The organism is Bradyrhizobium sp. SZCCHNR1053 (assembly GCF_032381235.1).
Taxonomy (GTDB): Bacteria; Pseudomonadota; Alphaproteobacteria; order Rhizobiales; family Xanthobacteraceae; genus Bradyrhizobium.
The window spans coordinates 220346-233798 of record NZ_JAUHJM010000002.1 but is presented as its reverse complement, the minus strand read 5'-3'; the positions used below and the strand labels follow the sequence as shown (position 1 = coordinate 233798).

The window sequence follows — 13453 nt, the reverse complement described above, 5'->3', positions numbered from 1 at the left end:
GTGGGGAGGCGCATCATGTCGTTCACTGGGCTGCGGTCGGTCGTCCTGTGTCTCGGTCTGTTCGCTCTGCCCGCACTCGCAGCCGACAAGCCAACGGCACCGTACCTGCACGCGACTGAGGGACGCGCGGTTGAGAGAAAGCCGACCTTGCTTCAGATGCTCGTAGCTGCGTTGAAGCCGAAATCCGTCCACGCGGCCGAGCCCGCGCACAGGCCCAGGGTCAGGCACGTTGCGACGGCAGCAAGGAAGCCGAAGGCCCCGCCCGCCGCCGTAGCGACCGAGCCGCCCGTGGCGCCGCCCACCACGGTCGGCGCCGCCGCGACTCCACCTGCACCCCTCTCCGAGGCGGACCCCGCCGCGAAGGGGCTGGCGCTGTTCAACGACGTGAGCCTGTCGGACGGTGGCAAGGCGTCCTGCGCCACCTGCCACTTCTCGACCGGGCATACCAACAACAAGACCTATGTCGGCCTCGATGTGGTCGCCGACGGCGATCCCAATGGCCGGAATACGCCGACCCTGTGGGGCGTCGGCGAGCGCTCGGTGTTCGGCTGGGCCGGGCAGGCGGCGACGCTGGAGGACAGCATTCGCGGCATCATCGTCAACCGCATGAAGGGGCCGGAGCCGTCGAAGGAGAAGCTGGCGGCGCTGGTCGCCTATGTGCGGACGCTGAACTATCCGGCGAACTGGCAGGTCAAGGACGACGGCACGCCGAGGGACGATGCCAGCGCGGCCGTGAAGCGCGGCTATGAGCTCTATGTCGGCGATGGCGGCTGCGGCACCTGCCACGTGCTGCCGAGCTTCGACAAGAGGAGCCGCGACGACATCGGCACCGGCGGCAAGTTCAAGGTGCCGACCCTGCACGCGGTGGCGTCGACGGCGCCGTATTTCCACGACGGCCGCACCGCCTCGCTGCGCGACGCGGTCAAGCTGATGTGGGAGGTCTATGCCAAGAAGATGGATTCGCGGCTGCCGACCGACGCCGAGCTCGACGATCTCACCGCCTATGTCGGCGCGCTGTAGCGTGGCACTGACAAGAAGCTGGCGGTCGCGTCTTCACAGTCATTCCGGGCGATTGGCAATGCGAAGGCGCGAAGCGGCTTCGCATTGACGATCGAACCCGGAATCTCGAGCTTGTTAAGAATGGACGCAAGACAATGTCGAGATTCCGGGTTCAAGGCCTGCGGCCTTGCCCCGGAATGACAGTGCGTATCACGAGCCTGACAGGCAAACGTGAGAGGCTTGATTATCTGCCAACCCTGTCATGGACCGTGTGTGCGCGGTCCATGATCATGCAGTGACGACGCAATCAGATGTTGGCACCGAGATCGGCGATGTCGTCGAACAGCACTGATGTCCGCGACAGCAGCGCCTCGAGCTCGTCGGTGGCGTCCGCAATCCCGCGCGTCGCGGTGTCGATCACCAGCTCCGCATCGAGCGGCGGCTCGTAGTCGGTGCCGATGCCGGTGAAGTTCTGCAGATTGCCGGCGCGGGCCTTGGCGTAGTGGCCCTTGGGGTCGCGGCTCTCGCAGATCTCGGCGGCCGTCGCGACATAGACCTCACGGAACAGGTCGCCGGCGACGCGACGGGCGGCCGCGCGGTCCTCGCGCGCGGGCGACACGGCGGCCACGATCGCGATGTGGCCGTTGCGAGCGAGATGGGTCGCGACCTCGGCGAGGCGACGGATGTTCTCGGCGCGGTCCTCCGGCGTGAAGCCGAGATCCTTGTTGAGGCCGGCGCGGACGGTGTCGCCGTCGAGCAGCACGGGCGCGCCGCCGCGGCCGAACAGCCGCCGCTCCAGCGCACGCGCCAGCGTCGACTTGCCGGCGCCGGGCAGGCCGGTCATCCACACCACCGCGCCCTTGTGGCGGTAGCGGTCGGCGCGCTCCTGCGGCTGCAGCGCCGATTCCACCGGCATGATGTCGACCGGCGCGGCGCGCTTGCCGGCGTCGACCGTGAGCACCAGACCGCCGCCGGCGATGCGGCCCTGGACCTCGATGACGAGGCGGCCGGTGCGGGCGTTCTCGGCGTAGGGATCGATGGCGACCGGTTGTGTCAGTGCGATCTCGATCTCGCCGACATGGTTGCGCGCGATCGCGGCATTCTGCTCGTTGGACAGCGAGCCTGGATCGACCGCCTTCTCGATCGCGACCACGCTGCCGCGCGCCTCGCGGGTGCCGAGCCGCACCAGGATGCTGTCCCCCTTGGCGAGCGGCTGGTCGTGCAGCCAGAAGATGCGCGCGTGCAGGCGTCGAGCCGCCTGCGGCTCGCGGCCGACATGGGCGATGACGTCGCCGCGCTCGATGAACAGCTCGCGGTCGAGCGTGATGCCGACCGAGCGGCCGGCGCCCTGCGGCGCCGTCACCGGCGTCTGCGGCCAGCCCTCGACGGTCTTGATCTTGGCGATCTTGCCGGCCGGCATGATCACGATCTCGTCGCCGGTCTTGAGCTCGCCAGCCTCGACGCGGCCGGCGACGATGCGACGGTCGTCGAACTTGTAGATCGCCTGCACCGGCAGGCGCAGCGGCAGGCTCGACAGCGGCTTTGCCGGCTCCAGGCCATCGAGCGCCTCGACCACGGTCGGGCCGCCATACCAGCCGATCCGCGAGGTCAGCTGGGCGACGCCGTCGCCGTCGCGCGCCGAGATCGGAATGATCGCGACCGGCTCGACGCCGAGGCCCTCGAGATGCGCGGAGATCTCGGCCTTGATCGTGTCGAAGCGCTCCTCGCTGAAATCGACGCGGTCCATCTTGTTGACGACGACCGCCACCTGCTTCACGCCGAGCAGATGCAGCAGATAGCCGTGGCGCCGGGTCTGGTCGCGCACGCCTTCGAGCGCGTCGATGATCAGCACTGCGCCGTCGGCCTGCGAGGCGCCGGTGATCATGTTGCGCAGGAATTCGGCATGGCCGGGCGCGTCGATCAGCACGACCTCGCGCGCATTGGTGCGGAAGCGGATCTGCGTGGTGTCGATGGTGATGCCCTGGTCGCGCTCGGTCTGCAGCGCATCGAGCAGGAACGACCATTCGAACGGCATGCCGCGGCGGGCGGAGACCGCCTGCAGCATTTCGAGCTTGCCCTCGGGCAGGCTGCCGGTCTCATGCAGCAGGCGGCCGACCAGCGTCGACTTGCCGTGATCGACGTGGCCCACGATCACGATGCGGACCTGCGGACGGGTGGTGCCGTTCGGCGTGGCGGGGGCGGCTGACGGGACTCGCATGTTCATGGCCTCGTCCCCGCTCACAGATAGCCGGCGACGCGCAGGCGCTCGAAGGCGTCCTCGGTCTCGTGGTCGAGCGCGCGGCCGGCGCGCTCCGGCACCTTGGTGCTTTCGAGCTCGGCGAGAATCTCGGGGATGTTGGAGGCGTTGGATGCCACGGGGAACGTGATGTCCTGATCGCCGAGCGAGCGATAGCGCTTGCCGTTCCTGGACAGATACAGCGGAATGATCGGGATGTTCTCCCGCGCCGTGTAGGCCCAGATGTCGGCCTCGGTCCAATGCAGGATCGGATGGATGCGCAAGTGAGCGCCCTGCGGCGGCGAGGCGTTGAAGTGATCCCAGAACTCAGGTGGCTGATCGCGCACGTCCCAATGGCCTTCGGCGCCGCGCGGCGAGAACACGCGCTCCTTGGCGCGCGTCGCTTCCTCGTCGCGGCGGATGCCGGCGATCAGGCCGTCGAAGCCGTGCTTGGCGAGCGCCATCTTCAGGCCTTCGGTTTTCCGCGCAGCCGAGCGCGCCGCGGGGGGCAGGGTCGGATCCACCGCGTCGATCGGCGGGCACGGCTCGACCTTGAGATCGAGGCCCCATTCCTTCGCGTAGGTGTCGCGGAAGGCGTACATCTCCGGAAACTTCTTGGCCGTGTCGACATGCATGGCCGGAAACGGCACGCGGCCGAAGAACGCCTTGCGCGCCAGCCAGATCATGACGTTGGAATCTTTTCCGAGCGACCAGAGCAGCGCGAGCTTCTTCAGCCGTGCAAAGGCCTCGCGGAGAATGTAAATGCTCTGCGCCTCGAGCTGATCGAGATGATCCATGGTCGGTGCGGCGCTGAGGACGCGCGGCATGGAAGATGCTTGCTCGATCTCGGAAGAGGGCAACCGATCTCTGGAAACGTCGTTGGTGAGAATGTGCATGCTATCAGCCATCGCCTGCTTGGGAGAAAATTCTATGGCGAAGCCAAGGAATAATTTTCTCTTTACGTGTGCGGCGTGACACTTATATAGAAAATAATTCCAGTCAACCCCGAAGAGTCGAAACCGAAGAGCGCGATGCAATATCTGCCGGTGTTTCTCGATCTGAAGACCGGCCCCGTGCTGCTGATTGGCGCGGGCGAGCTCGTGCGCGCCAAGCTGCGCGTGTTGCTGTCCGCGGGCGCGCGCATCCGCTGGTTCGCCACCGACGGCGACTTCGATCTCGCGGGTCTGCGCGATGAGCACGGCCAGATCGAGCGCGCCGAAGGCGACCCGCTGAGCGCCGATCTCACTGGCGTCATCGCCGTGCTGTGCGCGGGCGCCGGCGACATCGGCGTTGCGATGTCGGCGCGGGCACGCAGCGTTGGTCTGCCCGTCAACGTGATGGACGACCTCGCGCATTCCAGCTTCATCTTTCCGGCGATCGTCGATCGCGGCGACGTCGTGGTGGCGATCGGCACCGGCGGCTCCTCGCCCGTGGTGGCACGCCGCGTGCGCGAGCGCATCGAGGCGCTGCTGCCGGCGCGGATCGGCGAGCTCGCGAGCTTCATCGGCGACTTCCGCAGGACCATCAATCCGCTGATCACCGAGATGCCGCTGCGCCGCCGCTTCTGGGAGCGCATCGTCGACGGCCCGATCGGCGCGCTGGTACTGGCGGGGCGCAAGCACGAGGCCGCGGCGGCGCTGCATGGCATCGCCGATCCGACCGCGTTCGCGGGCGCGGATCATGCGGGCCGCAGCGAAGGCCATGTGACCCTGGTCGGTGCGGGCCCCGGTGATCCGGACCTGCTGACGATCAAGGCGCTGCGCGCGCTGCAGGATGCCGACGTCGTGTTCTATGACGAGCTGGTCACGCCCGAGATTCTCGACCGCATTCGCCGCGACGCTTCGCGCGTGCCGGTCGGCCGCCGCGTCGGCAAGCCCGGCATCGGCCAGGATGCCGTCAACAGGCTGCTGATCGAGGCGGCGCGCGACGGCAAGCGCGCGGTGCGTCTCAAGGGTGGCGATGCCTACGTGTTCGGCCGCGGCGGCGAGGAGGTCGACTCGCTGCGCAACGCCGGCGTGTCCTACACGATCGTGCCCGGCATCACCGCCGGCCTCGGTGCCGCCGCGCAGTTCGAGGTGCCGCTGACCTTCCGCAGCAAGGCGCTGCGCATCACCTTCCTCACCGCGCACAAGGAGCGCGATGCCGAGGCGGTGGACTGGTCGGCGCTGACGGACACCAAGATGACGGTCGTGGTCTACATGGGCATGACGGCCGCGCCTGCCGTGCGCACCGGGCTCCTCGCCGCCGGCCGCTCGCCGCAGACGCCGGTCGGTGTGTTCGCCAAGGTCACGCGCCCCGACGCGCAGGCCGTGGTCGGCACCTTGGATCAACTGCCTGACCTCGTGGCCAAGATCGATGGCGGTCCGGCCATTCTCATCATCGGTGATGTCGTGGCGCATTCGGCGCCGTGGCGTCAGCAGAACCTCAGTGGCGTGATCGCAAAACTCCTGGAACCCGTCTGAATGACCTCTCCGCTGCAACAGAAGATCAAGATCACCGGTCCCTCGATCATCACCGCGAACCGGACCTGGGACGGCGCGGTGATCTACCGCACCGGCACCAAGAGCTGGTCGGATGAGCTGAGCGATGCTGCGATCGTGCGCACCGCCGACGAGGCACGTACGCTGTTGTCGGAGGCGGTGGCCGACGATCTCGGCGCGATCGGTCCCTATATCGCGCCGGTCGAGGTCGCTGCCGACGGTGCGGTCAAGCCCGGCAATATGCGCGAACACATCCGGCTGACGGGCGCCACCATCGCGCTCCCGGCTCAAGCCTGAAGGCTCTCTCATGTACGCTTATGACGAAATCGATCGGACCCTGGTCAACGAGCGCGTCGCCGAATTCCGCGACCAGGTGAAGCGGCGCCTGTCGGGCGAGCTCTCCGAAGACGAGTTCAAGATGCTGCGGCTGCAGAACGGCGTCTATCTGCAGCTCCACGCCTACATGTACCGCATCGCCATTCCCTACGGCACGCTGTCGTCGAACCAGTTGCGCCGGCTGGCCCATGTCGCGCGCCGCTACGACCGCGGCTACGGCCACTTCACGACCCGGCAGAACATCCAGTTCAACTGGATCAAGCTCGCCGAGCTGCCCGATGCGATGGCCGACCTTGCGGAAGTGGGCATCCAGTCGATGCAGACCTCCGGCAACAACATGCGCAACGTCACCTCCGACCAGTGGGCCGGCGTGGCGCCGGGCGAGATCGAGGATCCGCGCATCTGGGCCGAGCTCTTGCGCCAGTTCACGACCCTGCATCCGGAATTCTCGTTCCTGCCGCGCAAGTTCAAGATCGCGATCACGGCGTCCGAGCATGACCGCGCTGCGATCAAGATCCACGACATCGGCCTGCGTCTGCTCAAGAACGCGCAGGGCGAGACCGGCTTCGAGGTGCTGGTCGGCGGCGGTCTCGGCCGCTCGCCCTTCATCGCCAAGACCATCAAGCCGTTCGTCCACGGCCACGACATCCTCAGCTATGTCGAGGCCATCCTGCGCGTCTACAACCAGTACGGCCGCCGCGACAACATCTACAAGGCGCGCATCAAGATCCTGGTGCACGAGCTCGGCATCGAGAAGTTCGCGTCCGAGGTCGAGGAGGAGTGGCAGCAGATCCGCGACGGCGTGCTCAAGCTCGATCAGGGGATCATCGAGGATATCCGCTCGCGCTTCTTCTATCCGGCCTACGAGGCGCTGCCGCACATGCCGGAGGAGCTGAAGCAGGCCGCGCACGATCAGAAGTTCGAGGCCTGGCGCAAGAACGCGGTCTTCCCGCACAAGGCGCAGGGCTATGCGATCGTGGTCGTGTCGCTGAAGCCGGTCGGCAAGCCGCCGGGCGATGCGACCGCCGACCAGATGGATGCGCTTGCCGAGATCGCCGACAAATATTCGTCCAGCGAGATCCGCGTCGGTCATGAGCAGAACCTTGCGTTGCCGCATGTGCGCAAGCGTGATCTGCCGGCGGTGTGGAAGGCGCTCGAGGCGATCGGCCTCGCCATCCCCAACGTCAATCTCGTTTCCGACATCATCGCCTGCCCGGGGCTCGACTACTGCTCGCTGGCGAACGCGCGCTCGATCCCGATCGCGCAGGAGATCACGCGCCGCTTCGCCAATCACGACACGGCCAACCTGATCGGCCGGCTGCACATCAACATCTCCGGCTGCATCAATGCCTGCGGCCACCACCATGTCGGCCACATCGGCATCCTCGGCGTCGAGAAGAACAACGAGGAATTCTATCAGATCACGATCGGCGGCCGCGCCGATGAGGGCGCCGCGCTCGGCACCCTGATCGGACCCGCGGTGCCCTATGCCGAGGTCGCCGACGTCGTCGAGGACATCGTCGAGGCCTATCTTGCGCTGCGCGCGAGCCCTGAGGAGCTGTTCGTCGATACGGTGAAGCGGCTCGGGGTCGAACCATTCAGGGAGCGGGTTTATGCCACTCGTTAAGGGCGGACACATCATCGCGGACGCGTTCGTCCGCCTCACCGACGATGCCGAGCTGCCGGCGCAGGGCGCGATCCTCGTCTCGGAGACGCGCTTCCTCGCCGGCCCTGACGCGCTGGTCAGCCGGACCGGTGGCAAGCTCGGCGTGATCTGGCCGAACAATCGCGACGTCGACGATCTCGTGCCCTATCTCGACCGGCTCGCGCTGATCGCGCTGGTGTTTCCGAGCTTCCGCGACGGCCGCGCCTACACCCAGGCGCGTCTCTTGCGTGAGCGCTACGGCTATCGCGGCGAGTTGCGCGCGACGGGGCAGGTGCTGCGCGACCAGTTCGTGTTCATGCTGCGCGCCGGCTTCGATGCCTTCGAGGTCAAGAAGCAGGCGGATGCCGAGGCCTTCACCGAGACCGTGAAACGCTATTCGGTGTTCTACCAGCCGACCGGCGACGGCCGTATCTCGGCGCTGCATCAGCGCCTGCAACTGCGCCATTCGGAGAGTGCCGGGCTGTGAGCACGCTGGCTGCATCGCCTTCGGTTGCGGAGATCCCGGTCGCGGCGCTCGACGCCGCGCTGCGCACGGCCGCGCCGCGCGAGGTCATTGCCGCTGCTCTCGAGGCGATCGGTCGCGAGCGGCTGGCGGTGGTGTCGTCGTTCGGAACGGAGTCGGCGGCGCTGCTGAAGGTGACGGCCGACGTTGATCCGGCGATCCCGGTGATCTTCCTCGACACCGGGCACATGTTCGCGGAGACGCTGGCCTATCGCGACCAGCTCATCGAGATTCTCGGCCTGCGGGACGTACGCTCGATCAAGCCCGACGCCGCGGCGCTGGCGCGCGAGGATGCCGACAACGAGTTGTGGTTCTCTGATCCCGACGCCTGCTGCCGCATCCGCAAAGTCGAGCCGCTGGCACGCGCGCTGGCGCCGTTCGCGGCCTGGATCAATGGCCGCAAGCGTTTCCAGGGCGGACTACGTGCGGCCATCCCGGTCGTCGAGCAGGACGGCGCGCGCGTGAAGTTCAATCCGTTTGCGAACGTGACGCGAGAGGACATCGCCGAAATCTACCGCTCGGCCAACCTGCCGCAGCATCCGCTGGTCGCCTCCGGCTTCCGCTCGATCGGCTGCATGCCCTGCACCAGCCGTTCGGACTCCGGCGAGGACGACCGTGCCGGGCGATGGCGCGGCCGCGGCAAGACGGAGTGCGGCATCCACACGGTGGCGACGTCGTCGGTGTAGGCTGCATGCGGCCATGAACATCGTGCTCGTGGAGAAGGACAGCGCGGATATCGAACGACGTCCTTGGCCTCGCGGACTGCTTCACCCCTCATCCTGAGGAGCCCGCCCCGAGGCGGGTGTCTCGAAGGATGAGGCCCGGACCACCTCTGCCGACGGCACTCCAGCCGCGCGTCTTCAACATCGCCACACGCTCCCACTCAGGGTGTGCATTCCGTGGCGAGAACAAGCGATGAACAAAGTCAAGCGCGATCGGGTGTCATGCGAGTTGGATCAGGCCCATTCGCTGTGCTTCGCGCCCTCACGACGACAATGCGTCGCGGAGAAGAACAGCTATCCCGTAGCGCCTCGCTCCGTAGCAAAATGCCGATGTCCCGCCGGAAACAAAAGAATCCGGTTTCGTTGACTCTGCGCCGTACATCCGGCGATCTGCAGTGCGCGCCTGCAGCATTGCGGGCTTTGGTCAAGGGAATGGAGAGCTTGGATGATGCGGCGTGTTCTGGCTGTTGTCGCGGGCCTGGCATGGGCGGGGTCGGCCGTTGCTGCCGACGTAAACCTGCTCAACGTGTCCTACGACCCGACCCGCGAACTCTATGTCGAGTTCAACAAGGCGTTTTCAGCCGCCTACCAGAAGGAGACCGGCAAGAGCGTCGAGGTCAAGCAGTCCCATGGCGGCTCCGGTGCGCAGGCCCGCAGCGTGATCGACGGCCTGCAGGCCGATGTCGTGACGCTGGCGCTCGCCTATGACATCGACGCGATCGCGGGCAAGGGTCTGCTCGACAAGGAGTGGCAGAAGCGGCTGCCGCAGAATGCCTCGCCCTATACGTCGACCATTGTCTTCCTGGTCCGGAAGGGCAATCCCAAGGGCATCAAGGATTGGGACGATCTGCTCAAGAAGGGCGTCGAGGTGATCACGCCCAATCCGAAGACGTCCGGCGGCGCGCGCTGGAACTATCTCGCCGCCTGGGGCTATGCGCTGAAGAAGTTCGGCTCGGTCGACAAGGCCAAGCAGTTCGTCGGCGACCTCTACCAGCACGTCCCTGTGCTCGACACCGGCGCCCGCGGCGCCACCGTGACCTTCGTGGAGCGCGGTGTCGGCGACGTCCTGCTCGCCTGGGAGAACGAGGCCTATCTGGCGCTGCGCGAGTTTGGCAAGGACAAGTTCGAGATCGTCGCCCCGCAGCTGTCGATCCTGGCCGAACCACCAGTTGCGGTGGTCGATTCGGTGGCCGATAGGAAGGGCACGCGGAGTGTGGCTGAATCCTACCTGAAATACTGGTATACAAAGGAAGGTCAGGAAATTGCCGCACGCAACTCCTACCGTCCGCGGGATCCCGAGGTCGCCAAGAAGTACGAGGCGGCCTTCGCCAAGGTCGAGCTGTTCACCATCGACGAGGTGTTCGGCGGCTGGACCAAGGCCCAGAAGGAGCATTTTGCGGAAGGCGGTATCTTCGATCAAATCTACAAGAATTGATCGAATCGGAAGGAACGAGTTGGTGGCAGCCGGTCTGATACGGCTTCGAGACAGTAAGGCAACAAGCTGGCGTTGCGGCGATCTGCGACATTGCGCATGAGACGCTGTCCCCGGTCTCGATTTGCCGAGACGAGGCTGGGGGCGGCGGGCGGACACCACAATCGATTCAAGCCCATCGACACCGATCATCAACGGACCAGGCCTTTTTTTGAGCGTACTTGCACCACGTCGCAGCACCTTGCCGGGCTTTGGTCTCACCATGGGACTGACGCTGACCTGGCTGTCTCTGATCGTCCTGATTCCGCTTGCGGGGCTGTTCGTCCGCTCGACCGATCTCAGCCTCGACCAGTTCTGGGACATCGTCACCAGCCGGCGCACGTTGAGCGCACTCAAGATCTCATTCGGCCTCGCCTTCGCCGCAGCCTGCGTGAATCTCGTGATGGGCACCATCGTCGTGTGGGCGCTGGTGCGCTACCGCTTTCCGGGGCGCCGACTGTTCGACGCGATCGTCGACGTTCCGTTCGCGCTGCCGACGGCAGTGGCCGGCGTGGCACTGACTGCGCTGTTCACCCAGAAGGGCTGGCTCGGCGCGCCGCTCGCCGCGATGGGGATCAAGGTGGCGTTCACGCCGCTCGGCATCTTCGTCGCGATGATCTTCATCGGCATCCCCTTCGTCGTCCGCACGGTGCAGCCGGTGCTGATCGATCTCGATCCGGAGATCGAGGAGGCGGCGGCGAGCCTCGGCGCCGGGCGCTGGCAGATCGTGACCCGCGTGATCCTGCCGAGCCTGACGCCGGCGCTGCTCACAGGCTTCGCACTCGCCTTTGCGCGCGCGGTCGGCGAGTACGGATCGGTGATCTTCATTGCCGGCAATCTGCCGAACGTCTCCGAGATCGCGCCGCTGCTGATCGTGATCCGGCTGTCCGAATTCCGCTACGCCGATGCCACCGCGATCGCGGTGGTCATGCTCGTCGTGGCGTTCCTGATCATCTTTGCCGTGAACCGGTTGCAGCGCTGGGCGCAGAGCCGGGCGCCCTTGAACTAGGACCCGACATGAGCGTGGAGATGACCCTGCAGGCGCCGTCCGTGGCATCGTCCGCGACCAGCCCGCGCCTGGCGCAGGCCGGCCGCCCCGATCCGCGCACCGAGCCGCGCCTGGTCCGCATCGTCATCACGACGCTGGCATTGGCGTTCCTGTCGGTGTTCGTGGTGCTGCCGCTGATCGTCGTGTTCGTGGAAGCGTTCGGCAAGGGCATCGCTGCCTATTTTATCGCGCTTGCCGACGCCGAGGCGTGGGACGCAATCCGCCTGACGCTGCTGGTGGCGCTGGTCTCGGTCGGCACCAATCTCGTGTTCGGCCTGTGCGCCGCCTGGTCGATCGCCAAGTTTGACTTTCCGGGCAAGACGTTCCTGATCACCCTGATCGATCTGCCGTTCTCGGTGAGCCCGGTGATATCGGGCCTCGTGTTCGTGCTGCTGTTCGGCGCGCAGGGGTTCTTCGGTCCGTGGATGCAGAGCCATGGCCTGCAGATCCTGTTCGCCTTTCCCGGCATCGCGCTGGCCACCGTGTTCGTGACCTTCCCGTTCGTCGCGCGCGCGCTGATCCCGCTGATGCAGGAGCAGGGCACGCAGGAGGAGGAGGCGGCGATTTCGCTCGGCGCGTCCGGCCTGCAGACGTTCTTCCGCGTCACCTTGCCGAACATCAAATGGGGCGTGCTGTATGGCGTGCTGCTCTGCAACGCGCGCGCGATGGGCGAGTTCGGCGCCGTCTCGGTGGTGTCCGGCCATATCCGCGGCGAGACCAATACGATGCCGCTGCTGGTCGAGATCCTCTACAACGAATACCAGATGGTCGCCTCGTTCGCGATCGCCTCGCTATTGGCGATGCTCGCGCTGATCACGCTGGTCGTCAAAACCGTCCTCGAACGGCAACTCGATGAGGGAGGTCAGCATGACCATTGAAGTCAGGGGTGTCGTCAAGACGTTCGGCACGTTCAAGGCGCTCGACGGCGTCGATCTCAAGGTCGCCGACGGCGAATTGCTGGCGCTGCTGGGCCCGTCCGGGTCGGGCAAGACGACCTTGCTGCGGATCATCGCCGGGCTGGATTGGCCTGATGCCGGCGAGATCCTGTTCGACGGCGAGAGCGCGCTCGATCGCGGCGCGCGCGAGCGCCATGTCGGCTTCGTGTTTCAGCACTACGCGCTATTCCGGCACATGAACGTGTTCGAGAACGTCGCCTTCGGCCTGCGCGTGCAGCCGCGCCGCGTCCGCAAGAGCGAGGCGGAGATCCGCGCGCGCGTGAAGGAGCTGCTGGATCTCGTCCAGCTCGACTGGCTCGCCGATCGCTATCCGAGCCAGCTCTCCGGCGGCCAGCGCCAGCGCATCGCGCTGGCGCGTGCGCTCGCCATCGAGCCGCGCATCCTCTTGCTCGACGAGCCGTTCGGCGCGCTCGACGCCAAGGTGCGCAAGGAGCTGCGGCAATGGCTGCGCACCTTGCATCACTCCATCAACGTCACCTCGATCTTCGTCACCCACGACCAGGAGGAGGCGCTCGAGGTCGCGCATCGCGTGGTGGTGATGGACAAGGGCCGGATCGAGCAGGTCGGCTCGCCGAGCGACGTCTACGACGCGCCGGCGACGGCGTTCGTCCACGGCTTCATCGGCGAGTCGATCATGCTGCCGGTCGAGATCACCGGCGGCGCGGTGCACCTCAAGGGACGCCCGCTCGATCTCGCGGCCGAAGGCGCGGCGGCCGGGGCCTCCACCTTGTTCGTGCGCCGCCACGACATGGTGATCGGTCCGGCCGGCAGCGGAACGCTGGACGGCGACATCACTCATGTCCGCAGCTTCGGCCCGGTGCAGCGCGCCGAAATCGCGCTGGCGGAGGGCGTCGCGACGATCGAGATCGACGCCCCGCGTGACCGCGAGCTCAGGATCGGCGAGCGGGTCGGACTGAAGCCGCGGCATTATCGGATCTTTGCGGGGTGAGGGCGCGTGGCCGCGTGGGCCGCGGCCAGCTCGATCCGGCGATGTATGCCGCGAGCTCCGAGCACTTGCAGCTCTGAGCCGTAGACCT

General features: G+C 66.5%; 12 protein-coding genes. 10 read left to right on the top strand and 2 right to left on the bottom strand.

Annotated elements, in window-relative coordinates; genetic code table 11:
• Positions 1–15: 15 nt before the first annotated feature.
• The gene (locus QX051_RS06010) at positions 16–1020 is read left to right on the top strand and encodes a cytochrome c peroxidase (RefSeq protein ID WP_409998069.1); all 1005 of its coding nucleotides are present in this window, start codon (positions 16–18) and stop codon (positions 1018–1020) included.
• Between the two features lie 286 nt (positions 1021–1306).
• Here QX051_RS06010 and cysC read toward each other — a convergent pair whose 3' ends face one another.
• Positions 1307–3223 carry an adenylyl-sulfate kinase gene (cysC, locus tag QX051_RS06005; protein WP_315775458.1) on the bottom strand — a complete coding sequence of 639 codons (1917 nt, stop codon included), beginning with the start codon at positions 3221–3223 and terminating at the stop codon, positions 1307–1309.
• A 14-nt stretch (positions 3224–3237) separates the two neighbouring features.
• Positions 3238–4032, bottom strand: a complete 795-nt coding sequence (gene cysD / locus QX051_RS06000; protein WP_315735681.1) for a sulfate adenylyltransferase subunit CysD — start codon at positions 4030–4032, stop codon at positions 3238–3240.
• A 234-nt stretch (positions 4033–4266) separates the two neighbouring features.
• Here cysD and cysG point away from each other — a divergent pair, with 234 nt between their 5' ends.
• The 9 genes from cysG (at position 4267) to QX051_RS05955 (ending at position 13365) form a co-directional block, all read left to right on the top strand.
• Positions 4267–5697, top strand: a complete 1431-nt coding sequence (gene cysG / locus QX051_RS05995; RefSeq protein ID WP_315775457.1) for a siroheme synthase CysG — start codon at positions 4267–4269, stop codon at positions 5695–5697.
• Positions 5698–6012, top strand: a complete 315-nt coding sequence (locus QX051_RS05990) for a DUF2849 domain-containing protein (protein ID WP_315775456.1) — start codon at positions 5698–5700, stop codon at positions 6010–6012.
• A gap of 10 nt (positions 6013–6022) precedes the next feature.
• Positions 6023–7678 carry a nitrite/sulfite reductase gene (locus tag QX051_RS05985; RefSeq protein WP_315775455.1) on the top strand — a complete coding sequence of 552 codons (1656 nt, stop codon included), beginning with the start codon at positions 6023–6025 and terminating at the stop codon, positions 7676–7678.
• Positions 7665–8183, top strand: coding sequence for a DUF934 domain-containing protein (locus QX051_RS05980; RefSeq protein ID WP_315775454.1), 519 nt, complete (start codon positions 7665–7667; stop codon positions 8181–8183). Before QX051_RS05985 ends, QX051_RS05980 begins: the two co-directional genes overlap by 14 nt.
• Complete coding sequence (locus QX051_RS05975) at positions 8180–8905, top strand: phosphoadenylyl-sulfate reductase (protein WP_315775453.1); 726 nt, start codon at positions 8180–8182, stop codon at positions 8903–8905. Before QX051_RS05980 ends, QX051_RS05975 begins: the two co-directional genes overlap by 4 nt.
• A 481-nt stretch (positions 8906–9386) precedes the next feature.
• The gene (locus QX051_RS05970) at positions 9387–10376 is read left to right on the top strand and encodes a sulfate ABC transporter substrate-binding protein (protein ID WP_315734518.1); all 990 of its coding nucleotides are present in this window, start codon (positions 9387–9389) and stop codon (positions 10374–10376) included.
• A 208-nt stretch (positions 10377–10584) separates the two neighbouring features.
• Positions 10585–11421 carry a sulfate ABC transporter permease subunit CysT gene (gene cysT / locus QX051_RS05965; protein ID WP_315775452.1) on the top strand — a complete coding sequence of 279 codons (837 nt, stop codon included), beginning with the start codon at positions 10585–10587 and terminating at the stop codon, positions 11419–11421.
• 8 nt (positions 11422–11429) lie between these two features.
• Positions 11430–12338, top strand: coding sequence for a sulfate ABC transporter permease subunit CysW (gene cysW / locus QX051_RS05960; protein WP_315772589.1), 909 nt, complete (start codon positions 11430–11432; stop codon positions 12336–12338).
• Complete coding sequence (locus QX051_RS05955) at positions 12328–13365, top strand: sulfate ABC transporter ATP-binding protein (RefSeq protein ID WP_315734512.1); 1038 nt, start codon at positions 12328–12330, stop codon at positions 13363–13365. Before cysW ends, QX051_RS05955 begins: the two co-directional genes overlap by 11 nt.
• Positions 13366–13453 lie beyond the last annotated feature (88 nt).